Annotated in this window: 23 protein-coding genes, 1 pseudogene and 1 riboswitch; of the genes and pseudogenes, 10 read left to right on the top strand and 14 right to left on the bottom strand. The window is 68.9% G+C overall.

The genetic code is table 11. The features are described 5' to 3' along the window. Positions 1 to 77 precede the first annotated feature (77 nt). Positions 78 to 710, top strand: a complete 633-nt coding sequence (locus RHCRD62_RS04845; protein WP_253277204.1) for a maleylpyruvate isomerase family mycothiol-dependent enzyme — start codon at positions 78 to 80, stop codon at positions 708 to 710. Between the two features lie 99 nt (positions 711 to 809). After that, entirely contained in the window at positions 810 to 2,819 is a 2,010-nt protein-coding gene (locus RHCRD62_RS04840; protein ID WP_253277203.1) for a serine/threonine-protein kinase, read from the top strand. A gap of 4 nt (positions 2,820 to 2,823) precedes the next feature. On the opposite strand, the gene RHCRD62_RS04835 is transcribed toward RHCRD62_RS04840, so the two are convergent. Then, positions 2,824 to 3,393 (bottom strand): dihydrofolate reductase family protein, encoded by a 570-nt coding sequence (locus tag RHCRD62_RS04835; protein WP_050063566.1) that lies wholly within the window; start codon positions 3,391 to 3,393, stop codon positions 2,824 to 2,826. Positions 3,394 to 3,467: 74 nt separating this feature from the next. Between RHCRD62_RS04835 and RHCRD62_RS04830 the strand changes: the two genes are divergently transcribed. Next, a complete protein-coding gene (locus tag RHCRD62_RS04830) occupies positions 3,468 to 4,046 on the top strand; it encodes a TetR/AcrR family transcriptional regulator (protein ID WP_172671007.1) in 579 nt (192 codons plus the stop codon). A 64-nt stretch (positions 4,047 to 4,110) separates the two neighbouring features. On the opposite strand, the gene RHCRD62_RS04825 is transcribed toward RHCRD62_RS04830, so the two are convergent. The 4 genes from RHCRD62_RS04825 to RHCRD62_RS04810 are packed head-to-tail and all read right to left on the bottom strand — an operon-like array spanning position 4,111 to position 8,109. Further along, on the bottom strand, positions 4,111 to 5,448 hold the full coding sequence (locus RHCRD62_RS04825; RefSeq protein WP_050063565.1) for an amidase: 1,338 nt from the start codon (positions 5,446 to 5,448) through the stop codon (positions 4,111 to 4,113). Positions 5,449 to 5,474: 26 nt separating this feature from the next. Next, entirely contained in the window at positions 5,475 to 6,029 is a 555-nt protein-coding gene (gene hpt, locus RHCRD62_RS04820; protein ID WP_050063564.1) for a hypoxanthine phosphoribosyltransferase, read from the bottom strand. A gap of 17 nt (positions 6,030 to 6,046) precedes the next feature. After that, positions 6,047 to 7,060 carry a tRNA lysidine(34) synthetase TilS gene (tilS, locus tag RHCRD62_RS04815; RefSeq protein WP_050063563.1) on the bottom strand — a complete coding sequence of 338 codons (1,014 nt, stop codon included), beginning with the start codon at positions 7,058 to 7,060 and terminating at the stop codon, positions 6,047 to 6,049. Then, entirely contained in the window at positions 7,057 to 8,109 is a 1,053-nt protein-coding gene (locus tag RHCRD62_RS04810; protein ID WP_050063562.1) for a zinc-dependent metalloprotease, read from the bottom strand. The genes tilS and RHCRD62_RS04810 overlap by 4 nt, the downstream gene beginning before the upstream one ends. 89 nt (positions 8,110 to 8,198) lie before the next feature. Here RHCRD62_RS04810 and RHCRD62_RS04805 point away from each other — a divergent pair, with 89 nt between their 5' ends. Continuing rightward, entirely contained in the window at positions 8,199 to 9,356 is a 1,158-nt protein-coding gene (locus RHCRD62_RS04805; RefSeq protein WP_050063561.1) for an RNA-guided endonuclease InsQ/TnpB family protein, read from the top strand. A gap of 34 nt (positions 9,357 to 9,390) precedes the next feature. Here the strand turns inward: RHCRD62_RS04805 and dacB are convergent, their stop codons facing one another. Next, positions 9,391 to 10,800, bottom strand: a complete 1,410-nt coding sequence (gene dacB / locus RHCRD62_RS04800) for a D-alanyl-D-alanine carboxypeptidase/D-alanyl-D-alanine endopeptidase (protein ID WP_050063560.1) — start codon at positions 10,798 to 10,800, stop codon at positions 9,391 to 9,393. Positions 10,801 to 10,926: 126 nt separating this feature from the next. Between dacB and RHCRD62_RS04795 the strand changes: the two genes are divergently transcribed. Together RHCRD62_RS04795 and lexA are read left to right on the top strand one after the other, a co-directional pair. Further along, complete coding sequence (locus RHCRD62_RS04795; RefSeq protein ID WP_050063559.1) at positions 10,927 to 11,418, top strand: inorganic diphosphatase; 492 nt, start codon at positions 10,927 to 10,929, stop codon at positions 11,416 to 11,418. 42 nt (positions 11,419 to 11,460) lie between these two features. Next, the gene (gene lexA, locus RHCRD62_RS04790; protein ID WP_249353253.1) at positions 11,461 to 12,177 is read left to right on the top strand and encodes a transcriptional repressor LexA; all 717 of its coding nucleotides are present in this window, start codon (positions 11,461 to 11,463) and stop codon (positions 12,175 to 12,177) included. Between the two features lie 8 nt (positions 12,178 to 12,185). Here the strand turns inward: lexA and RHCRD62_RS25355 are convergent. The 4 genes and pseudogenes from RHCRD62_RS25355 to RHCRD62_RS04765 all read right to left on the bottom strand — a co-directional run. Continuing rightward, a pseudogene (locus tag RHCRD62_RS25355) lies at positions 12,186 to 12,795 on the bottom strand (arginine deiminase family protein); the annotation flags it as partial. A 105-nt stretch (positions 12,796 to 12,900) separates the two neighbouring features. Then, entirely contained in the window at positions 12,901 to 14,622 is a 1,722-nt protein-coding gene (locus RHCRD62_RS04775; RefSeq protein WP_084734088.1) for an MDR family MFS transporter, read from the bottom strand. Next, the gene (locus tag RHCRD62_RS04770) at positions 14,619 to 15,125 is read right to left on the bottom strand and encodes a MarR family winged helix-turn-helix transcriptional regulator (RefSeq protein WP_050063556.1); all 507 of its coding nucleotides are present in this window, start codon (positions 15,123 to 15,125) and stop codon (positions 14,619 to 14,621) included. The genes RHCRD62_RS04775 and RHCRD62_RS04770 overlap by 4 nt, the downstream gene beginning before the upstream one ends. 151 nt (positions 15,126 to 15,276) lie before the next feature. After that, entirely contained in the window at positions 15,277 to 16,104 is an 828-nt protein-coding gene (locus RHCRD62_RS04765) for a crotonase/enoyl-CoA hydratase family protein (RefSeq protein ID WP_050063555.1), read from the bottom strand. 146 nt (positions 16,105 to 16,250) lie between these two features. Here RHCRD62_RS04765 and RHCRD62_RS04760 point away from each other — a divergent pair, with 146 nt between their 5' ends. Beyond that, positions 16,251 to 16,775: a 2-oxo-4-hydroxy-4-carboxy-5-ureidoimidazoline decarboxylase gene (locus tag RHCRD62_RS04760; RefSeq protein WP_050063554.1), complete on the top strand. Its 525-nt coding sequence runs from the start codon at positions 16,251 to 16,253 to the stop codon at positions 16,773 to 16,775. A gap of 13 nt (positions 16,776 to 16,788) precedes the next feature. Here RHCRD62_RS04760 and RHCRD62_RS04755 read toward each other — a convergent pair whose 3' ends face one another. Beyond that, complete coding sequence (locus tag RHCRD62_RS04755) at positions 16,789 to 17,358, bottom strand: TetR/AcrR family transcriptional regulator (protein WP_050063690.1); 570 nt, start codon at positions 17,356 to 17,358, stop codon at positions 16,789 to 16,791. Positions 17,359 to 17,529: 171 nt separating this feature from the next. Here RHCRD62_RS04755 and RHCRD62_RS04750 point away from each other — a divergent pair, with 171 nt between their 5' ends. Together RHCRD62_RS04750 and RHCRD62_RS04745 are read left to right on the top strand one after the other, a co-directional pair. Continuing rightward, positions 17,530 to 18,609, top strand: coding sequence for a hypothetical protein (locus RHCRD62_RS04750; RefSeq protein ID WP_172671006.1), 1,080 nt, complete (start codon positions 17,530 to 17,532; stop codon positions 18,607 to 18,609). A 48-nt stretch (positions 18,610 to 18,657) separates the two neighbouring features. After that, positions 18,658 to 19,131, top strand: coding sequence for a YbaK/EbsC family protein (locus RHCRD62_RS04745; RefSeq protein WP_050063553.1), 474 nt, complete (start codon positions 18,658 to 18,660; stop codon positions 19,129 to 19,131). Between the two features lie 84 nt (positions 19,132 to 19,215). Here the strand turns inward: RHCRD62_RS04745 and RHCRD62_RS04740 are convergent, their stop codons facing one another. From RHCRD62_RS04740 to RHCRD62_RS04735, 3 genes are read right to left on the bottom strand one after another with little or no spacing between them, the layout of a single operon-like run. Continuing rightward, entirely contained in the window at positions 19,216 to 19,833 is a 618-nt protein-coding gene (locus RHCRD62_RS04740) for a hypothetical protein (RefSeq protein WP_050063552.1), read from the bottom strand. A gap of 49 nt (positions 19,834 to 19,882) precedes the next feature. Beyond that, the gene (locus RHCRD62_RS26705) at positions 19,883 to 19,975 is read right to left on the bottom strand and encodes a putative leader peptide (RefSeq protein ID WP_349303991.1); all 93 of its coding nucleotides are present in this window, start codon (positions 19,973 to 19,975) and stop codon (positions 19,883 to 19,885) included. Between the two features lie 10 nt (positions 19,976 to 19,985). Continuing rightward, positions 19,986 to 21,266, bottom strand: a complete 1,281-nt coding sequence (locus tag RHCRD62_RS04735; RefSeq protein WP_050063551.1) for an aminotransferase class V-fold PLP-dependent enzyme — start codon at positions 21,264 to 21,266, stop codon at positions 19,986 to 19,988. Between the two features lie 50 nt (positions 21,267 to 21,316). Further along, positions 21,317 to 21,433: riboswitch (SAM riboswitch) on the bottom strand. A 198-nt stretch (positions 21,434 to 21,631) separates the two neighbouring features. Here RHCRD62_RS04735 and RHCRD62_RS04730 point away from each other — a divergent pair. Continuing rightward, positions 21,632 to 22,834: a L,D-transpeptidase gene (locus tag RHCRD62_RS04730; protein WP_050063550.1), complete on the top strand. Its 1,203-nt coding sequence runs from the start codon at positions 21,632 to 21,634 to the stop codon at positions 22,832 to 22,834. The last annotated feature ends 28 nt before the right edge of the window (positions 22,835 to 22,862 follow it).

The raw sequence follows: 22,862 nt of genomic DNA, 5'->3' as shown, positions 1-22,862 counted from the left end.
TCCACTAGACCAACGTGCGGACGGATGCGATGGTTCCGGGCGCGCGATGTCGGCCGCCCCCACTACTCTCGACCACTGTGGGGGACACATACGAAGACACGATCGACCATGTCGAGCGGTCGCAGGCGCGGCTGGACCTGACGCTGGCGGGGCTCTCCGAGGAGCAGGCGCGGGGCGCGTCCGCGCTGCCCGGCTGGAGTCGCGGGCACGTGGCGACACATCTCGCGCGCAACGCCGACGGCCTGCGTCGTTTCGTCGTCGGAGTACGGTCCGGCGTTCCATCCGAGATGTACCCAGGCGGACCCGACGCGCGTGCCGCCGCCATCGAGGAGGGCGCGGACCGTCCCGTCGACCTGCTCGCAGCCGATCTCCGCTTCGCGGGCGGCCGCCTCATCGACGACCTGCGGGCCGTCGGGTCCACCGGCCTCGACACCCCGGTGAAGTGGCGCACTCCTGTGCCCGCCCGGTTCATCCCGGCCCTCCGCTGGCGGGAGCTGGAGATCCACCATCTCGACCTCGCTGTCGGCTACACCTGCGATGACTGGCCCTCCGCGTTCGTCGAGTCCACGCTCGCCACCGAACTGCCGGCACTGGCTGCGCTGGCACCGGACCTCGTGCCGCCTGCGCTGCCACGCGCCGAATTGTTGGCATGGCTGATCGGTCGTCCCACCCGGCCCGACCTCCCCACCGTTCCCACCTGGCCGTTCTGACTCCGGGACTATCCTGAGGGTTCAGGCCCGAGGAGTCGATGCCGGCACACAGCGGTCCGGCAGGGTGTTCATGACACAACAACTGCGGAGCAGGTGTTCGTGAAACAGCGCCGAGCACGATCCGTTCCCGACGAAACCGTGGCGGCGACCGCCACGGTGGGGTCGCCCGCACCCCACGACGCCGAGGCAACGGAGGTCGCGACCGCCACCGCACTCGACCCGACGACCGCCACGGCGCCCGCCGACGATCACGACCCGACCACCCGCTCCGCGGGCGGTGCCACAACCACTCGCCCCGCGGGAGACGGCGTCACACTCGACGACCTGGACGTCGGTGACCGTGTCGACGACTTCGATCTCCTCGTCGCACTGGGCCGGGGGGCGTTCGCGCGGGTGTTCCTGGCCCGGCAGCGATCGATGCAGCGCATGGTGGCGGTGAAGATCTCCCGCGACCACGGCACCGAGCCACAGACCCTCGCACAACTCGACCACGACTACATCGTCCGAGTCTTCGATCAGCGCCTCGTCCCCGATCTGGAGATGAAGGTGCTGTACATGCAGTACGTCCCGGGCGGGACGCTGCTGTCGGTGCTGCGACGCGTCCGGCAGACGCCGCCTGAGCAGCGGTCGGGTGCGCTGCTGCTCGAGGCCGTGGACGCGACACTCGCCGCGAAGGGCGAGATCGTGCCGACCGATTCCAGCGTCCGGGCCGAGATCGCGGCGCTGTCGTGGCCGGAGACCGTCGCCTGGCTCGGCCGACGACTCGCCGACGCACTCGACTACGCGGGCCGTCGCGGGGTTCTGCACCGCGACGTGAAACCGGCGAACGTGCTGTTGACGGCGGAGGGTGTGCCGAAGCTCGCCGACTTCAACATCAGTTTCAGCGAATCCGTCGCCGACACCAGCCCCGTCGCCTATTTCGGCGGTTCCCTCGCCTACATGTCGCCCGAGCAGTTGCGGGCCTGTCACCCCGGCCGCGCATGCACGGCCGCCGACCTCGACACCCGCAGCGACGTCTACTCTCTCGGCGTCGTGCTGTGGGAGTTGCTCGCCGGGAGCCGGCCCTTCCCCGACGTACCGGACGCCGATCCGCTGGACGGGATGCTGGCACTGCGCGAGTCCGGGGTCCGCGGCGACGCGCAGGCAGCATTGCCCTCCGACTGCCCGGCGACCCTCGTGCGGGTCCTGCGCACCTGCCTGGATCCCGATCCGGAAGGGCGCTGGCCGAGCGGCGCCGAATTGGCGCGCCAGTTCGATCTGTGCCTCGACCCGCACGCCCGTGACCTGGTCGACCCGCCTCCGAGCCGGCGCCGCCGACTGCTTCAGCGCTGGACGGTTCCGATCCTGATCGCGGCGGTCGCCGTCCCGAACGCCCTCGCGGGCGCCTACAACTACCACCACAACAAGACGCTGATCATCGACAATCTCGACCCACTCGTACAACGGAACTTCGACCAGATCCAGTACGTGATCAACGCGATCGCGTTCCCGCTCGGCGCGGCCATCCTGCTCTACCTGTGTCGTTATCCGTTGACCGTGCCGCGCGGGCTGCGCAAGGGCAGACGCTACGACGCCCCGACCCTCGCGCGGGCCCGCACCGACACCCTGCTGCTCGGCGACAGGGTCGTGGCGGTCGTGTTCACGCTGTGGGCGATCGCGGGCCTCGTGTACCCGGTGACACTGCAGATCATCGCGGGCGGCATCCCACCGAGTGCGTATCTGCACTTCGTCGGGTCACTGCTGGTGTGTGGGGCGATCGCGGTGGCGTACCCGTTCTTCTTCGTCACCTTCTACGCCGTGCGCTACCTGTATCCGGTGTTGCTGCCGCTCGGCATCACCAGCAGCGACGACGACCGTGAACTCCGCGGTCTGGATCGCCGCAGCACCCGCTATCTCGCGGTGGCCGCGTCCGTGCCGCTGGTCGCGGTCGCGGGAGTGACGTTCCTGACCCCCGCGCAGATCGGGGAGGTGATCGGCGCGGTCAGGGTGTTGTCGGTGGGTGCGATCTTCGCGTTCGTCGGCGCCTACTGGCTGTTCCGGCAACTCGAAACGGATCTGCAGGCACTCGAGCGCGTCGTCTCCCACGACACCGCGTCACGTTCCGACTGACGCGTCACGTCCTGGCGTAGTTCAGCACCACTGTGCCGTTGTCGAAGGTGCGCGAGCCGGTCAGCGTGAAGGCGGTGGGCCGGAATCCTCCGGAGTACATGGGGATTCCGGTACCCGCGACCACCGGATACAGCTTCACGATCATCTCGTCGATCTCGGGGAGCAGTGCAGCCGCCAGCCGGCCTCCGCCCGCCAGGTAGATGTCCCGACCGTCCTCGCCCTTGAGTCGGCGCACGAGGTCGACCGGGTCGCCGGAGTACACCTCCACATCCGGGTGATCGACCGCGCCGAGGGTGGAGGACACGACGTACTGCCGCAGGGGCGAGTACGGGCTCGCGATCCCGACGGCGAGCGCCGGTTCGTAGGTGCCGCGGCCCATGACCAGGGTGTCGTAGCGGATCGGGTCGGCCTCCAGGCCGATGGCCTCGCGGACGTGCGCCGGGACCACCTCCGGGAACTGGGTGTTCATGTACTCGGCGAGGTCGGCACCGACCGGGTAGAAATCCCACTCTCCTTCCGGTCCTGCGATGTAGCCGTCGATGGACGTTCCCACGTAATACACGAGCTTGCGCATGCTCCACCCCGTTCGTTGCCAAACCACTATAGTTGAAGTGGTAGCAACGTAGTACTACAGATGGAGTGGTGTCAATGGTGAGGCGAAACCCGGAACGTCGTGCAGCACTCGTCGACGCCGCGATCGAAGTCCTGGCACGGGAAGGTGCCCGCGGGCTCACCTTCCGATCCGTCGACACCCAGGCCGACGTGCCCGCAGGCACCGCATCGAACTACTTCACCAACCGCGACGACCTGTTCACCCAGGCGGGAAGCCGCATCTACCAGCGGCTCCAACCGGATGCACCGACCCTCGCCGGCAGCCTGGCGGGTCCCCGCGACCGCGCCCGCGTCGTCGAATTGATGCACGAACTCGTCGATCGGATCAGCGCCTTCCGCACCGGCTACCTCGCGCTGCTCGAACTACGGCTGGAGGCGACCCGACGGCCGGAACTCCGCACCGTCCTCACCGACAGGATTCGCGCCGACGTCGACGCGAACGTCGCCTACCACCTCGACTCCGGACTCCCCGGCGACGCCACCACGGTGCTCACGCTGTACCTCGCGATGAACTGGCTCATCGTCGAACACCTCACCCTGCCCGACGTCTTCCCCGGGGACCGCATGGGCGAGCTGATCACCGCCGTCGTCGAACGCGTCCTGCCCGCCGAGTAGGGCTGGCGCGACGACAGCACACCGCCGCGACCCGCTGCTCTCACACCGCCGCGACCCGCTGCTCTCACACCGCCGCGACCCGCGGCCATGGCAACAGCGACTCCAACTGCGCCGCCACCGCCAGGATCCGCGCCTCCCCACCAGGAGGCGCGGCGATCTGCACCCCGAGCGGAGTGCCCGTCTCGGGGTGGATTCCGAGTGGCACGCTCGCGGCAGGCCACCCGGCGAAGTTCCACAGCGACGGGAAGGGCGCGTACCGGATGTTGGCGACCAGGTTCGCGAGCCACGAGCGGTCACTCCAGCGCTCCGCCGCGATGGGAACGGACGCGAGCGTCGGCGTGATGACGACGTCATGGTCGGTGAAGAAGCGACGCAGAACTCGGTCGACCGACTCCACCTGTGCGGGATTCACCCAGCGGCGCATCACTTTTCCCGCAGCGATGTGACCTCGGGTGCGACGCTGCAGCAGCGCTCTGTCGAGACCGGCGGCGTCCGCGGCCGTTCCGGCGGTCCACCGCGACAGCAGCGGAACCGGATTCGCCGGATAGGGCAGCGGCGCGGTGGCGACGTGGTGACCGAGGGCGCCCAGCGCCGCCGCGGCCCGCTCGGCCGCCGCCCGCCAGTGTGGATCGACGCGCACGCCCGGCAGCGGCGAACGTACCGACACCGCGATCCGCAAGCGGCCCGGGTCCTCGATGTCGGCGAGGTCGGGCCGGTCCGCCATCACCGACAGCAACAGCGCCGCGTCGGCGACCGTCGTCGCGATCGGCCCGTTCTCCGACATCCCGAACCAGGAGTCGACGCCCAACTCCGCCGGCACCACCCCGCGCCCCGGTTTGATGCCGAACACCCCGCACGCCGCGGCGGGGATACGGATCGACCCCATCCCGTCGGCGCCGTGCGCAGCGGGAACCATTCCGGACGCGACCGCGACCGCGGACCCCCCGGACGAGCCACCCGAGGTGATCCCGGGGTTCCAGGGATTGCGGGTGACGGCGTCCGGGGTGTCCGTCGCGGCCCACACGCACAGTTCCGGAACGGCGGTGAGCCCGACGACGACGGCGCCTGCGGCCCGGAGGCGCGCGACGACGGGATGGTCGGCTTCGGAGGGCTCGGCCGACGACGCCATCGAACCGTTGCCGAGCCGGTGACCGGCGACGGGGACGTTGTCCTTGACGGCGATCGGGACTCCGGCCAGTGGCAGCGATGCCAGATCGGGCCGTGCGGACACCGCCGCGGCCTCGGCGCGGGCCTGCTCGCCCCGGACGGCAACGAACGCCCCGAGCCGCGGATCCCTGGCCGCGATCCGGGCCAACGCATCGTCGACGGCGTCGACCGGCGTCAACGTCCCCGCGCGTACTCGACGGGCGATGGAAGTGGCGGTGAAATCCGGGTCCATCACCCGATTATGCGCGGAGGAAGACGGGCTCAGCCGCCGTAGACACTCGGTTCGAGGGTGCCGATGTAGGGCAGGTCGCGGTACCGCTCCGCGTAGTCGAGGCCGTAGCCGACAACGAACTCGTTGGGGATGTCGAAGCCCACCCATTCGACGTTGACGTCGATCTTGGTGGCCTCCGGCTTGCGCAGCAACGTCACGACCGTCAGCGACGCCGGGTTCCGGGTGGACAGATTGCGCATCAGCCACGACAGCGTGAGACCGGAGTCGATGATGTCCTCGACGATCAGGACGTTGCGCCCGGCGATGTCCTTGTCGAGGTCCTTGAGAATCCGGACGACACCGGAGGAGGACGTCGACGAGCCGTAGGAACTGACGGCCATGAACTCCATCTGCGTCGGGATCGGCAGCGCCCGCGCGAGGTCCGTCATGAAGAAGATCGCGCCCTTGAGCACGCCGACGAGGAGCAGGTCACCCTCGGGCGCACCTTCGGGGTACTTCTCGGCGATCGCTGCGGCCAGTTCGGCCGTCTTGTCGCGGATCTCCTCTTCGGAGATCAGAACCGATGCGATGTCGCCTTCGTACACGGCGTTAGCCCCTTCGTTCATCGACCTGCGGGTTCACTCGTGACGAACCCGACCGACAGCCTGCCACGCCGCCGCGTGAGCACCAACCTGGCGCCGTGACGACCGCCACCGAGCGCGACACCACCCTGCCCGCGCCACCGACCGACCAGGTCGTCGGCGGCCCGCAACTGGACGTCGGTGAGACCGACGACCCCACTGACCTGCAGCCATTCTCGCATCGCTCGCCTGCGGATCGCCGGATGTGCGGCACCGAGGACGTCGGTGTCGAGTTCGTCACCCCCCGTCTCCGAATGCACCGTCGCGGCTCGTCGCAATTCGGCCGCGGACGCGTCGAGAACCTCCCCGTCCTCGCGCAACTGGGCCGCGGTCCGGGCGAGGGCCTGCGCGACACCGCCGCCGAGGATCTGCTCGAGCAGCGGCAGGGCCTCGGTCCGGAGCCGGACCCTCGTGAACGCCGGATCGGCGTTGTGCGGGTCGTGCCACGGCTGTAGTCCCAGTTCGCCGCACGCCCGTTCGGTCGTGTCGCGCCGCACCCCGAGCAGGGGCCGTCCCCACGGCTCGTCCCAGTCCCGCATGCCCGCGATCGACCTGGGCCCGGAGCCGCGGGCGAGCCCGAGCAGGACGGTCTCCGCCTGATCGTCGAGGGTGTGTCCGAGCAGCACCGGACGGTTCGCGCGGGCGCCGTCGAGCGCGGCGTAGCGGGCGGAACGAGCGGCCGCCTCGACACCACCGCGCCCGGTCACGTCGACGGCCAACACCCGAGCGGAGGCGCAGCCGAGCGTCCGCGCCCGGTCCGCTGCCCGCTGCGCCACATCGCCCGAGCCTGCCTGCAGTCGGTGATCGACGACGAGGGCGTGTACTTCTCCGATCTCGGCGACCGCCGCGGCGGTGAGCGCCAGCGAGTCGGCTCCCCCCGACAGCGCGACCGCGACACCGTCGACCGGATCGTGGGCGGCGAGCCAGCGCCGGATTCCGTGCCGAACCTCGAGGAGCGCGGGCCCTTCGGGCAGGCGTCCGCGCGTTTCGGTCATGCCAGGACCCGGTCGATCCACGCCTGCGGGTTCTCGATCTCCTGGGTGCGCGGAAGCGTCTGCGGACCCGTCCAGATGGTGTTGAACTCGGCCATCCCGACCTGCTCGACCACCGCGTCGACGAATGCCTTGCCTCGCACGTACTGCGCCATCTTCGCGTCGATGCCGAGCAGCGCACGCAGCAGTCGCTGCACCGGATTGCTCTGGGTGGCGCGGCGCCGGTCGAAGGCGCGGCGGATCAGGGCCACCGACGGAACGACGTCGGGTCCGACGGCGTCCATCACGTGGTCGGCGTGCCCCTCGAGCAGGGTGCCGAGCATGAGCAACCGGTCGAGGGCGTCCCGCTGGGGTTGCGCCTGGGTGGCTCGGAGGAGGCCGACGATGCCGCGTTCCTCGGGCGGCTGGTCCGCGCCTTGACGCCGCGACTGCAGCGCTCCCGTGAGTCGGCCCGCGAGATCGAGGATCGAGTCGTCGCCGATCTCCCCGAGCGTCGCGACGGTCTCCCGCATGTAGTCGGCGATCCACGGCGCCGACGAGAACTGCACCCGGTGGGTGACCTCGTGCAGACACACCCACAACCGGAAGTCGGCGGACGGCACCTTGAGGGACTTCTCCACCGAGACGACGTTCGGCGCGACCAGCAGCAGGGTGCCGTGTTCGCCGGTGAACGGGTCGTACTGGCCGAGGATCGCGGACGACAGGAAGGCCAGCATCGCGCCTGCCTGGACCCCGGCCGGGCGCCCACCGAGCAGCCCGGTCCTTCCTGGGGTGTCGTCACCGGTCAGGTGCGCCATCGACGCGGACGCTGCCCTGATCCAGCCGCTCCTGTCCACGATCCGGGCCTGCGGGACCGGCAGTCCGTCGGCGAGTCCGGTGACGTCACGGACCGGTCCTTCCGCACGGATCGACGCATCCGCCAGGTCGTCGACGACCCGTTCGGCTTCCTCCCTGGTGATGCGCGGCCCGGACCGAACCAGCCGGACACCGGTGCGTGCGGCGACATCCCAGTCCACCGCCCCACCGAGTCCACCGGTCCGGTCATCGGTCATCAGATGTTTGGCGCGGGTACTCCCTCGTTCACGGGAGAGTGAAAGCGCCATCCTCCTGTCTGTCGGGGGTCTCCGATACGTTGCCGTGCATGGGGGAAGAGGTCGTTCGGTACACGTTCCGGCTCCGGCCCGGCGCTCAGGCGGAGCATGCCCTGGTCGCGGAGTGGGATCGGTGCCGATTCCTGTGGAACGAGGCCGTCCACCAACAGAAGTCGGGCACACGGCCGACACTCGGAACCCTGTCGAAGATGCTGACGAAGGCGAGGGCGCGTAACGCCTGGCTTCGGGAGGGATCGCAAGTCGCGCAGCAGCAGATGCTGCGCACGCATGCGCGGGCGCTTGATCAGTCGTTCACGCTGAAGGGTCGTGGCCGGCCGACATTCAAAGCCCGCAAGAAGGCACCTCTGACGTTGGAGTTCACGCGTCGTGGATTCCGGATCCACGACGGTCGGCTGATTCTGCCGAAAGGCGTTTCCGTTCCCGTGGTGTGGTCGCGGGAGTTGCCGTCGGAGCCGTCGAGTGTCCAGATCACCCGGGATTCGCTCGGCCACTGGTACGCCTCGTTCGTCGTCCGACGCGAGGTTCCACCTGTCCCGGATGCGACGGGTGGGATCGGCATCGACTGGGGTGTGACGACCACGGCCACCACCACCGACGCCGCCTTCGACCTGGCGTATCTCGGCCACCGGAAGCGGTGTGCGGCGGAGTTGGCGAAGGCGCAGCGGACAATGGCCCGCCGCCACACCGGAAAGCGGGGCCCGCAATCCAAGGGCTACGGGCGGGCGAAGCGTCAGGCCGCGAGGCTGCAGAAGCAAGCGGCCCGACAGACCGCACACGATTCGCGGGTGTGGGCGAAACGCGTCGTCGACAGTCACGAGTTGATCGCGGTGGAGGATTTCACGCCGAGATTCCTGGCAAAGTCGACGATGGCGCGCAAGGCCGCCGATGCTGCGATCGGCGGCGCGAAGCGAGAGTTGATCGAACGGGGCGTGCGGGCCGGCCGGAAGGTGGTGTTGGTGCGGCCCACGTACACGAGCATGACGTGTTCGAGGTGTTTCGCGAGAGCCAAGCAGCGCCTCGGGCTCGGTGAACGAGTCTTCCGATGCTGGTCCTGTGGTCATGTAGAGGGTCGGGATCGGAACGCTGCCGGGGTGGTCCTGGCTGTGGCAGAGCGCGGCCACACACGTGTTGACGATGTCAGTCAATCTGATCACCTCCCTCCAGGAGTTGGTCGGGTTGCGGTCTGAGCGTGGAATCTCCTGCCTTCAGGCATGGGAAGCGTTAAGTGCACCCACAGGACCGTAGGGTCGATGCGATGGCGTCGAGAGCGGGACGACTCACGTCCGGCGACCGGTCGTTGGACATCAGCGCGAACGCGAGGACGCGGTCGCCGACATCGGTGACGTATCCGACGAGCGCGCTGGCCTGCGACAACGTCCCGGTCTTCGCGCGCACCCAGCCGGCTCCGGCACCGGTTCCGTAGCGCGCGGAGAGGGTTCCGGTCGCGCCCGCGACCGGCAAGTCGTCGAGCATCGGACGCAGTTCGGGCATGCTGTCGCCGGTCGCAGCGGTGAGGATCTCGTCGAGCAGGCGGGCGGGGATGCGGTCGTCGACGGACAGCCCGCTCGCGTCGTACAGCGCGACGCCGCTGACGTCGAACCCGGCGTCGCCCAGGACCTGCACGATCGCCGCGGTCGCGCCCGCGAAGGACGGCTCGGCACCGACCTTTGCCGCGATCTCCCTGCCGATCGTCTCGGCGAGCACGTTGTCGGAGTGCTCCATCATCTGGCCGATACGGTTCCGCAGCGGCGCGGATTCGACGGAGGCGAGGGGTGCGGCGCCCGACGGCGCGACACCCGCGGTGACCCGTTCGGGTGCGACTCCGAGGGCGGCGGCGAGCGCGTGGCCCGCGTCGAGCGCGGGGGTCGCGCTGCGGGACGACTCGTCGACGAGCGCTTCGCGGCGGGCACCGTCGAGCATCACGGGCTCGATCGGTGCGATGTAGCCGGCGGCGATGTCCGTCGGCATCCAGCCGCGGGCCATCGCCTGACCGACGTAGGCACTGCTGTCGACGACGACGGACGTCACGGCGGTGCCGGTGCCGCGAATCTGGGCGACGAGGTCGTCGAGCCGTGGAGCGCCGGGGTAGTAGCCGGGCTGACCGGCCGGTTGCGCTGTCAGGGTGGGGTCGCCGCCGCCGACCAGCACGATCTGGCCGGGCTCGGTGCCCTGCACCACTCGGGTCGCGACGCGGTGTTCGGGTGGCAGCGTGAGGAGCGCGGCCGCGGCGGTGAGCACCTTCGCGGTCGACGCCGGGATCATCGGGATGTCGGGCCCCTGGCTCCACAGGACCTTCCCGGTGACCGCGTCGGACACGACTCCGGTGAATGCGCCGAGGTCCGGGTTGCCGACGACGGGCGCCAGCGCGGCTGCCAGCGCTTCGGGTGTCGGCGTCGGTGCGCCGTCGGAGACGGGCGCCACCTGCGGTTGCGCGGTGACCGGTGGTGGCGCCGCGACCGTGGTGGCGGTCGTCGCGTCGGCCCCGAATCCGGGCTGTTGGATCACGACGACCGCGGCGAGCGCGGCGAGGACGCCGACAGCGGCCACCCCGAGCAGGAGCCGGACCCGTGTGCGCCGTCGTGCGGCCAGGGACCCGATCTTGCGGTCCTTCGCCCCTGCGTTGCCCAACATCCCTCCGATGATCTGATGGTCCGGGCGCGTGGCTCCGGACGCTGCATGTCGTACTTTGTCCGCCATTATCCCTGACCGGTTACCCTGTTCGTCGCACCATTCACCGAGACAAAGCGAGGAAGACGCGTGTCGTTCGACGTCACCATCGAGATCCCCAAGGGTCAGCGCAACAAGTACGAGGTCGACCACGTCACCGGACGCGTCAAGCTCGACCGCTACCTGTACACGTCGTTCGGCTACCCCGCCGACTACGGCTACATCGAGGACACCCTCGGCGAGGACGGCGATCCGCTGGACGCGATGGTGCTGCTGCCCGAGTCCGTGTACCCGGGCGTGATCGTCGAGGCCCGCCCCGTGGGCATGTTCAAGATGGTCGACGAGGCAGGCGGCGACGACAAGGTGCTGTGCGTGCCTGCAGGCGACCCGCGCTGGGATCACGTCCAGGACATCTCGGACGTCTCGCAGTTCGAGCTGGATGCCATCAAGCACTTCTTCGTCCACTACAAGGACCTCGAGCCGAACAAGCACGTCACCGGCGCCGACTGGGTCGGACGCGAGGAGGCCGAGAAGGTCATCGCGGAGGCGTTCGAGCGCCTGAAGGCCAACGGCGGCCACTGAGTTCATCCGAGAAGTGCGGCATTCCCCCCGGAAACCGGAGGAATGCCGCACTTGTCGTTTCGGGGTATGTCGGTGGTCGCCACTACGATTCGCGACGTGACCGGATACGACGACCTCGACCCCTTCGGCGGCCTCGACCCCAGCGCGCTGCCCGAACGCCAGCAGCGCATCCTCGCCACGATCCGGGACTGGGTTGTCGCGCACGGATATTCGCCGAGCACCCGGCAGATTGCGGACGAAGTCGGCCTGCAGTCGACGTCGACGGTGTCGAAGCATCTGAAGTCGTTGGAGGACAAGGGCTTCCTCGGACGCAGCCCCGCGGTGTCGCGACCGATCGACGTGCGCCCCTTCCTGCAGGGCACTACGGCACGCTCCGCCTCGGACGCGTCGGTGGAGGTCCCCGTTGTCGGCGACATCGCGGCCGGAACCCCGATCCTCGCCGAGCAGCACACCGACGACGTGCTGTCCCTGCCGCGCGACCTGGTCGGCTCCGGCACGGTGTTCGGCCTGCGGGTGCGCGGCGACTCGATGGTGGATGCCGCCATCTGCGACGGCGACATCGTCGTGGTGCGCCAGCAGCAGGAGGCGCATTCGGGACAGATCGTGGCGGCGATGATCGACGGCGAAGCCACCGTCAAGGTGCTGCGCCGCCGCGGTGGGCACGTCACCCTCGAACCGCGCAACGACGCATACCCGGTCATCGACGGTGACGAGGCCGCGATCCTCGGTCGCGTCGTCTCGGTGATGCGCCGCCTCTGAGGCGGACGTCAGAAGTCGACGGGGTCGCGGACGATCGGACAGGTCATGCAATGTCCGCCGCCACGTCCGCGGCCGAGTTCGGCTCCGACGATCGTGATCACCTCGACCCCCTCCTTGCGCAGCGCCGAGTTGGTGTGGGTGTTGCGGTCGTACGCGAACACCACACCCGGTTCGACCGCGACGAGGTTGTTGCCGCTGTCCCATTGCTGCCGTTCGTTGGCGTAGTAGCCGCCTCCGGTCGGCACCACACGGAGCTTGTCGAAGTTCAGCGCCTCCGCAACCACGTCAACGAACGGCTTGGTCTCCTCGGTCACCTCGGGCACCTTGTCACCGGGCCGCAGCGAAAAGGTGTGGATGCCTGAGTACCGCGCCGTTGCCGACCGGCATCACGTCGCCACCTTCGAAAGTCGCCAATCCCCAGTCCTTCTCGGCACCACCCCACCACACGGTGGCATCGGTGAAGTCGGGATGGAATCGGTAGATCGCATGCATCAGCAGGGTCTCGTCGTGCCGCGCAGGCCAGTACAGGGGATTGAGTGTGACGCCGCTGTAGAGCCAGCGCGTGGTGTCGCGGGTGTACAGGGTGTTCGGCGGCGGCATCTTCTTGACCGAAGCGTGTCCGTTGACGTCATGTGCACTCCCGAGCCTCGTCCGGTTGGAGTCCCGCTCGCGCCGATCCTCCCACCTGAGTGCCGCACGAACGGCACGCCACGCCCGGCTCGTTCAGTCGCGCCTGTCGCGTTCTGCTGCTGCGGCGGCGAGACCACCGCCGGTGCGCAGCGGCACCTCCTTCCAGAAGGCCACCAGCACCAGACCGATCAGCGACATGACGGTCACGCCGAGGAACACCGCCGACATGGACTCGGCGAAGCCGACCTTGAACGGCTTCGACAACACAGGGCTGAGCTGCTGGATCACCGAACTGTCGTCCAGTACCTCGGCAGCGGCGGAGGTGTCACCGCTCACGAGGCCGGCGGCGAGCGCGGCGTCGGTGGGGTTGTCACTGTGCAGGCTGTCGATGACGGTCTGACGGAACGCCGGATCGGCGGCGGCGGAGTGCAACGCACCGGTGATGTTCGGCGTCAGCTGTGCGAACAGGATGGACAGGAAGACCGCGACGCCGAGGGTGCCGCCGATCTGCCGGAAGAAGGTGGCCGATGCGGTGGACACCCCCATGTCCTGCGGCGGCAACGAATTCTGGATGGCGAGGGTCAGCGGCTGCATCAGGTTGCCGAGACCGAACCCGATGATCGCCATGCCCGCCATCACGAGAGCGAGTGGACTGTCGGCGGTGACGTAGTGCAGCAGGAACGCCCCGACGGTGAGCGTCGCGGCGCCGATCAGTGGGTAGATCCGGTAGCTGCCGGTCCTGGCGATCAGTTGCCCGGAGAGGATCGAGCCTGTCGCCGTACCCAGCATCATCGGGAGCATCTGGAAGCCGGCGAGGGTCGGACTCGACCCCTGGACCACCTGAAGGTACTGCGGGAGCAGGGCGATGGCGCCGAACATCGCGGCGCCGACGACGATCGAGATGACGACGCCCAGCGCGTAGGTGGAGTTGCGGAACATCCGCAACGGGATCACGGCCGCGTCCCGCATACGCCGCTCGACGAGAACGAACACGCACACGCCGACCGCGCCGACGACGTAGCAGGCGATCGATCGGCTGCTCCCCCAACCCCAGATGCGTCCCTGTTCGGCCACGACCAGCAGCGGGACGAGGCCGACCACCAGCGCCGCGGTACCCCACCAGTCGATCCGGACCCCCGATCGGCGCGTCTTCGGCAGGTTCAGCACCTTCCACACCACGGCCAGGGTGAACGCACCGATCGGGACGTTGACCAGGAACACCCAGCGCCAGCCTGTGATCCCCGCGATGACGTCCTGCCCGGCGAGCACTCCGCCGAGCACCGGTCCGAGTACGGCGGACGAACCGAACACGGCGAGGAAATAGCCCTGGTACTTGGCCCGATCCGCCGGCGCGACGATGTCACCGAGGATCGCCAGGCCCAGCGCCAGCAGTCCTCCCGCACCGAGTCCCTGGATCGCCCGGAACGCGGCGAGCATGTACATCGACTGTGCGAGGGTGCACAGCAGCGATCCGGCCACGAAGATCGTGACCGCCGCCAGGTAGAACGGCTTTCGGCCGTACATGTCGGAGAGCTTGCCGTACAGCGGGGTGGCCAGCGTTGCGGTGACCAGGTATGCGGTCGTCACCCAGGCCTGCATGGCATAGCCGTCGAGGTCGTCGGCGATGGTGCGGATCGCGGTGGCGACGATCATCTCGTCGAGCGAGGCGAGGAACGTGCCGAGCATCAGCCCGGACAGAACGACCAGGATCTGCCGATGCGTGAAAACGCCCTCGGACGCCGGAGCCTCGTCCCCTGTCGGGTGGCTCTCGGTGCGTTCTGGTGCGTTCTGGTCTGCGGCTTCCGCCAGGGTCATCGCGCGTCCCGCGCCCGGTCGAAGATCGGCCGCATTCGTTCGTAGTCCTCTACGAAGCGGTCGAGCAGGCGCGTGAACTCGTTGAGGTCGTCGATGGACCACTCCGCGACGACCTGGCCCAGCTTCTCGTTGCGGAGCGCGCGGATTCGTGTGGCCGCTGCCCTTCCGCTCTCGGTGACCGCTAGGACGCTGGCGCGACCGTCCGTCGGGTCGGGCTGGCGCTCCACGTGGCCGCGCTCGACCAGCTGGGTGACCTGCCTGCTGACGGTCGACGGATCGGAGTACATGACCTCTGCGAGCGCGCCCGACCGCATCGGTCCGTCGTGGATCAGCCGGAACAGGCAGGCGTACGCCGCGGGGTCGATCCCGTCGGTGGCCTTCGCGTGCGCGATGGTCCGGTCCCGAACCCGTTGCAGTCGGACGAGGTGGTTGCCGATGCGGTCTGCGAGCGAGTCGACGTCGTCCGACGTCGGCTCGATCTCGCGGTCGGGCGGGGTTGTCACTGTCACTCCTCGGGGCCTCACCAACTGTGTGCTGACGGCAAGTATGTGGTGTTCCCCGTCACTCGGGCAACCAGCCGACGCATCCACCAGCACGCCCGCACGCTGGGGATGTTCGGCCGGTCACCCGAAGCCTCTCGGCTGACCCTCGCTTCTAGCGGCCCTTGAACTCCGGTGCCCGCTTCTGGAACACGGCGGCGATGGCCTCGCCGAGGTCCTCGGAGGGCAGGAAGGCGGAGTTCCACGCGGCGACGTAGCGGAGGCTGTCGTCGACGGCGGGCTTGCGCGTGTGGTCGAGGACCTGCTTGACGCCCTGCACCACGAGCGGCGGGTTGGCGGCGATCGCGGCGGCGGTCTCGTGCGCAGCGGCGAGGGTGGCCTCGGCATCGGCGTACACGTCGTTGACCAGACCGATCTTCTCGGCGCGGGCGGCGTCGATGTCCTTGCCGGTGAGGGCGAGTTCACGCAGGTGACCGTCGCCGATGATCCGGGGCAGTCGAGCGAGGGTTCCGACGTCGGCGACCATCGCGACCTTGACCTCTCGGACGCTGAACTTCGCGTCGGCGCTGGCGTAGCGGATGTCGGCGGCGGTGATGAGGTCGACGGCGCCGCCGATGCACCAGCCCTGGACGGCCGCGACAACCGGCTTGCGGCAGTCGGCGACGGCGGTGATGGCGTTCTGCATCTTCCGGATGACGCCGTGGAAGTCGGTGCGCGGCGCGGCCTGCGCCTTGTCGGCGAGCACCGGTGCCATGGCGGGTGCCATCGCCTGGAGGTCCAGACCGAAGGAGAAGTGCTTGCCCTCGCCGGCGAGGACGACGGCGCGAACCTCGGGGTCGGCGTCGAGTTCGGCGAACAGCGGCACCAGCTCGTCCCAGAAGTCGGGGCCCATGGCGTTGCCCTTACCGGGACCGATCAGCGTCACCTGAGCAACGTTGTCCTTGATGTCGACCGTGAAGGCCTTCCAGGAATGTTGAGTCATTACTCAAGAGTAACCTTCGCGCCGGGCGCCCGTTAAGCCTGGGAAAACTTCATCGATTTCCGCTGGATCGACCGGCGACCACCGCTCAGGATGAAGGGACCACCGCCGATCCGATGTGACGGGCGGCCGCATCGCAGGGAGGCCACATGCTGATGCACCAGGGAATCGGACTCGACGGGTTCAACACCCTGTCCGAGCGCCGGGCGACCCATGCCCTGTTCGAATGCTGCTCCTCGGTGATCTGGGCAGGCGCACTCGCGTCCGGCCGCCCCTACGCCACCCACGACGCCCTTCTGACCAGGGCGGACTCCGAACTCTTCGAGCTCTCCCCGGAGGCCGTCGACACCGCTCTGCATTCACACCGGGGCATTGCGCACCGGGTTCGCACGACCGCCTCGTCGCTCGAACAGTGCGCGGTCTGGGCGCCCGACGAGGAGACGATGCTCGCCGTCGTCGCCGCATGCGACCGCTACCTACGCCAGTTCGGATACCCGTACCTGTGGTGCGCATCCGGACGTGACGCCGTCGATCTGCTCGGCGACCTCGACCTGCGCATGTCCCACTCCCCCGACATCGAGCGCAAGACGATGCTCGGCGAACTGGCGAAGGTCAACCGGACAAGGATCCGGCGCATGCTCGGGCCCGAGGGCGGCTACGACAACTACTACTGAGGATATTCGCAGGTCAGGGCCGCGCGAAGGCGCCGGCGAACACTCCCGCGACGGCGGACTGCACCGCCTGCTGATCGACCTGTTCGGGGTCGACGGCGTGTTCGAGCATGAGCCCCGAGATCAGCGCCATGATCGTGATCGCGAGGACGTGGGCGTCGACACGGTCCGCGATGCCCCACGCGTCGGCTCGTCCGGCGATGAGGTCCTCGAGCTGGCTCCGCAGCGATCGCCGCTCCCGCAGGTACGCCTCGGCAATGGCCGGTTCGCGTGCGGCCTGGACTCCGAATTCGAGGACGAGCAACGCCCATCCGGGTTCCCCGACGAGCCAGGTGCTGATCGTCTCGCCGCCGCGGCCGACGGCATCGGCGATGTCGAGGTCCGCGATCTCCGCGAGGACCCGGCCCGCGAGTTCGAGTGAGCGCTCGGCGAACAGTTCCGCGAAGAGGTCCTGCTTGGACTCGAAGTTCGAGTAGACGGCCCCCTTGGTGAAGCCCGCACGCCGCGCGATCTCGGTGAGCTTGGCGGCCGCGAAGCCTCGAACGGCAAATTCCTCGGCCGCGGCACCCAGGATCCGCCGTCGCACCTCGTTGCGCGACGGGCGGGCGATCGGCTCGCCGTGTGGCGCAATCCGCGGCAGTTGGTCCGGTGTCGCGCTCGACTCAGTTTCCACGATGTCCATTTTCCGGCTTGACGACTCCAATTTTCGATACCTACGGTATTCAATACTTCAGGTATCGACAAGGCAGGGGCGTACATGAGCACGACAGTCGACGCGAACGCGCGCGAGACGAGCGCGATTCGGGAGGACACGGTGGCGCACCGATCCACCAGCCCCACCGACAGGTACAGCCAGCGACAGATCCTGGTCGCCGTCGCGATCGGCGTCCTGCTGCTGCAGATCGGCTTCATCACCAGCTACGTCGCCGCCTTCCATCAGCCGACCCCGCGGGACATCCCGATCACCGTGGTCGCGGACTCCGCACTGCCGGCGGGCACCGGCCAGCAGGTCGTCGACCGCCTCAACGCGATCGACGGGCATCCGGTCCAGGCGCGGCTCGCCGCCGGCACCTACGAGACACGCACCCTGATCGGCGCGCGGGAGGTCATGGGCGGATACGTCATCGCGTCATCCGGCCCCGACACCCTGATCGTCGCGAGCGGAGCAGGCAGTTCCGCAGCGACCGCGCTCGAGGGCATCTTCACCTCCGCGACAGCGGACATGGGGAGGGAGTTCGTCGTCCGCGACGAGGTACCCGTCGGGGCGCACGACAACCGTGGCCTGTCCGGGTTCTACCTGTCGATCGGCTGGGTGGTCGGCGGATACCTGCTGGCAGCCGCGATCGGCCTGCTCATCGGGGCACCGAGGACGCTGCGCGAAGCTGGTGTGCACACCGCGCTCATGGCCGCGTACGCGGTGGTGTCGGGATTCCTCGGCGCGCTCATCGCCACCAACATCCTCGGCACGTTCACCGGGCATCTGCTGCCCCTGTCCCTGCTGGGCGCGGCAGTGGTGTTCGCGACCGGCATGTTCACGATGGGTCTGCGGGCGGCGATCGGCATCCTCGCCGTTCCGCTGGCGATCCTGATCTTCGTCGTGCTCGGAAATCCCAGCGCAGGAGGCGCATTCGGGTCGAATGTGCTGCCCTCGTTCTACGCCGCGATCGGCCGGTGGATCACGCCGGGAGCCGGGACGGAGGGTGTGCGGAGCATCGTGTACTTCCACGGAACCGGGCTCGGGCAGCCGGTCGTGACACTGGTCGTGTACGCAGTCGCCGGCCTCGCGGCCGTGTTCGGATTCACCGCCGTCCGATCTCGGCGGACACGTTCCGCTTGACGAACGTTTCGCCGAGCGAGCGGTGCCTCTCACGTCCTAAGGTGGGTCATGGCGAGGACACTGCATCCGGACGCGGCGAACGTCGCGAGGACGCTGATCGCGCGGGGCCACCACGGGGTGGTGGTCACGCTGGACCAGCCGACCCACACCGCGGCGGAGGCGGCCGCGATCCTCGGCGTCGACATCGGCGCGATCACGAAGTCGCTGGTGTTCCTGCTCGACGACGAGCCCGTCGTGCTGCTCGTCTCCGGAGCACATCAGGTGGACACCGAGCGCACCGGTAAACGTCTCGAGGGGACGTTGGCGCGAGCACCCGCGTCGCTCGTGCGCGAGGTGACCGGGCAACCGATCGGCGGGGTTGCCCCGGTCGGTCATCCGACGAACCTGTCCACCTACGTCGACGCCTCGCTCGAGGCGTTTCCGGAACTGTGGGCGGCCGCCGGCCACCCCGACGCGGTGTTCCGAACGACCTTCCGCGAGTTGGTCCGCATCACCGCGGGCCTGCCCATCGACGTCGACTGAGCACCCCACCCCTCGGTGTCAGGGGAACCCGAAGGCGGTCGGACCGGGCAGGGCTCCCCTCACCCCGAGGGGTCGAAGCGGAGGTCAGGAGGCGAGGGCGCGCGTGGTGAGGCCGAACCGGCCGAGGATCTCGCCCAGGACCGTCGACGGCCGGGTCACCCCCTGCTCGTGCAGCACCGGTAGGACGTCGTCGACGACCCTGTCGAGCACCTGCGGCAGAACGAGCGGGAGCAGGGTGACGCCGTCCGCGACACCCGCGGCCCGGATGTCCGCGAGCAGACCCACCAGCCCGGACGCAGTGCCGACGTACGAGATCGATTCCGGCACACGAGGTTCACGCAGTCCCGCGTCGAGCCGGGCAAGTTCGCGTCGGGCTCCGCGATGGTCGTCGGCGAGGAGCACCTCGACGTCGAGCAGAACGGCAACGGAATCGGGATCGCGGCCGTCGCGTTCGGCGCGGGCTCGGGCGACGTCGCGCCGACGCTGCGCTTCCCCCAGGTCGTGCGCGCGAATCCTGACAACGGAGTCGGGGTCGCCCGCGAGGTCGAGGGTCGACGACGTCAGTTCGACCCAGTAGTCGCTGAGGCCGAGTGGAATTCGGAAGTCGGTGTGGGCGGCGGCAGCCGGGTGACGACCGGCACCGGAGAGTTCGACGGCCACGTGCAGCGGCCTGGACGACGGGTTCGAGAAGGAAGCAGACATGACTGTCCTCGGAATGTGACGGGGATGATCGGGGCGGTCGAGGTGATACTCAGACCGGACAGATGCCCGACGCGGTGCGGCACAGATCGACATGCCTGCGGCACCACTGGCCGCCGATCGTCTCTGCCGCTTCCGAAGTCATGCGCCCGATACTAGCGTCCCGCTGCGGAGGTCGTCGCGCGCTCACGAACGAAATCCGCGATGGCGGAGACCAACCGGTCGACGTCGCCACTGCTGCTGCCGAGTCCGAGGCTGGCACGAACGGCCCCCTCGACGTGCCCGAGACGTGCGAGCAGCGGGTGGGCGCAGAAGCGGCCGTCGCGCACACCGATGCCGTACCCGTCGGACAGGAACGTCGCGACCTCGCGGGGCTGTGCGCCCGCAACGGTGAAGGTGACGATGCCGACCGCGTCCGGCGAGTCGGGCCAGATCCGAAGGATCTCGACGCCGTCGATGTCGGAGAGTCCGACCGTGAGCCGGTCGCACAGAATCCGCTCGTGGAGCTCGGCCTCGTCGGCGTCGAATCCGGCGAGCGCCTCGCATGCAGCGGCGATGGCGACGGCACCGAGAACGTTCGGGGTGCCCGCCTCGTGCCGCTGCGGTGCGGTGGCCCACTGGACGTCGTCGAGGTCGACGTTCTTGGTGGCGCCGCCGCCCGAAAGGTACGGCTCGGCGGCGTCGAGCCAGTCTGCGCGGCCGACGAGGGCGCCGGCACCGAACGGTGCGTAGAGCTTGTGCCCGGAGAAGACGAGGTAGTCGACGCCGAGTTCGGCGATGTCGACGCGACGATGCGGCAGCAGCTGGGCGCCGTCGACGACGATGCGCGCACCACACTCGTGTGCGATGCGGGCGAGGCGGGCGATCGGCAGGACCTCACCGGTGACGTTCGACGCCCCGGTGACGGCGAGCAGCGCGGCGGGACGCGTGCAGAGCTCGGCGACGATCCGCTGGATGGTCTCCTCGACCGTATCGGCGGACCGCACGACCCGGGCGCCATTCCGGTTCCAGGGCAACAGGTTTGCGTGGTGCTCGATGTCGAGGACGACGGTGTCGCCAGGCACGCAGGAGGCCAGCAGGTTGAGGGCGTCGGTGGTGTTGCGGGTGAACACGACGACGTCGTCCTCACGGGCTCCGACGAAGTTCGCGACAACGCCGCGCGCACCCTCGTACCGCTCGGTGCACACCTGCGATGCGAAGCCCGCGCCGCGATGAACGCTGGCGTAGAAGGGCAGCAGGTTCTGCACGGCTTCCGCGACCGCGGTCAGTGCGGGAGCGCTGGCCGCGTAATCGAAGTTCGCGTACGTGGCGGAGGTTCCGTCGGCGAGCGGGGCGACGAGGTCGGATCCGCACACGGGAGCGAAAGCGGCAGTGTCGCACGCATTTTCATTGACCGAGAGGTCGGCACAGGCGGTGGATTCCAGAACTGCGGTCATGGCGTCATCCCTTGAACTCAGGGACCCGTGCGTGAGGTGGTTGTGCATCGAGTCCGCGCTTGCCGTGTCCGGTGTTGGATTCACGGCCAGGTCGTCACCCGGGGCACCCCACCGCGGTGGAGGGTTGCCGGCCAGCAAGCCGGGGCTAAGCGCTGGCACTCATAACCTGCAGCGAGAATGGCAGCCTTGCCGAGCGGCTGTCAACCCGAAGCTCCGAGGCCCCACGGTGACCTCCATCACTCCCCCGTGTCCGAACGCAACGGTCGCGAGCCCGCCCACCAGCGGAAAACACCTGTTCCCGGTCCGTCTATAGGCTGGTCGGACAGTTCGAACCTGGGAGGCGTCTCGTGCCGAATCTTCGTCGAATGTCCATCGCCCTCGCGGCTGCAGTCGCAGCGGTCGTGCTGGTGGCCGGATGCTCGGGCGGCTCCGACTCGTCCGGTCCGGCCGCGTCGGGCTCGCAGGACTCCGACGCGACGATCACCTTCACCCCCGCCGACCTCACGGCGCCGGTGGACCCGCTCAGCCCGATCACCGTCGACGTGGCGGACGGGTCACTGACATCGGTCACGCTCACCAACCCGGAGGGCAAGGTGATCGAGGGCATCACCACGCCGGACGAGACGTCGTGGAAGCCGGGCGAGCCTCTCGGCTACGGGAAGACGTACGACCTGGCCGCGCAGGCGGTCGACGGTCGCGGCGTCGCAACGTCTCGGGACGCCACGTTCACCACCGTGACCCCGAACAACCAGACCCGCCTGTACCTGAACACCACCGGTGGACAGTCCCTCGTCGACGGCGGCACCTACGGCGTCGGACTGGTCGTCGTCGGGCACTTCGACGAGCCGATCGGGGACCGTGCCGCCGCGGAGAAGGCGATGGCGGTGACGACGAATCCACCGGTCCAGGGCTCGTGGTTCTGGGTCGACGACCAGAACGCGCACTGGCGCCCACAGCAGTACTACGCGCCCGGCACGACGGTGTCGGTCGACGCGAAGATCTACGGCACCGATCTCGGCAACGGCCTGTACGGCGAGCAGGACGAGGCGGTGTCCTTCCGGATCGGCGACTCCCACGTCTCGATCGCCGACGACAACACCAAGATGGTGACCGTCTACGAGAACGGCCAGGTGGTTCGGGAGATGCCGACGTCGATGGGCATGGGTGGCACGGAGACGATCGGCGACACGACGCTGTCGTTCTGGACGCAACCCGGGGTCTACACGGTGATGGACAAGGCGAACCCGGTGATCATGGACTCGTCGACGTATGGGCTGCCGATCAATTCGCGGCTCGGATACAAGGAGACGATCAACTGGGCAACGCGGATCAGCTCGGACGGCATCTACCTGCACGAGCTGGCGTCGAGCGTGTGGGCGCAGGGCAACACCAACACCTCACACGGCTGCCTCAACCTCAATCCCGAGAACGCGCAGTGGTTCTTCGGCTTCTCGCAGCCGGGAGACGTCGTCGAGGTCCGCAACACCGGCGGCGCACCGCTGGAGGTGTGGCAGAACGGAGACTGGAGCCTGCCCTGGGACCAGTGGCGCGCGGGCAGCGCGCTGTAGGCACTGCCCGGTGGGATGGCCTGCGACC

It is taken from the genome of Rhodococcus sp. RD6.2 (genome assembly GCF_001040705.1).
Lineage (GTDB): Bacteria > Actinomycetota > Actinomycetes > Mycobacteriales > Mycobacteriaceae > Rhodococcus_G.
The sequence above is the reverse complement of the archived record's forward strand: the minus strand, read 5'-3'. Positions and strand labels throughout refer to the sequence as shown.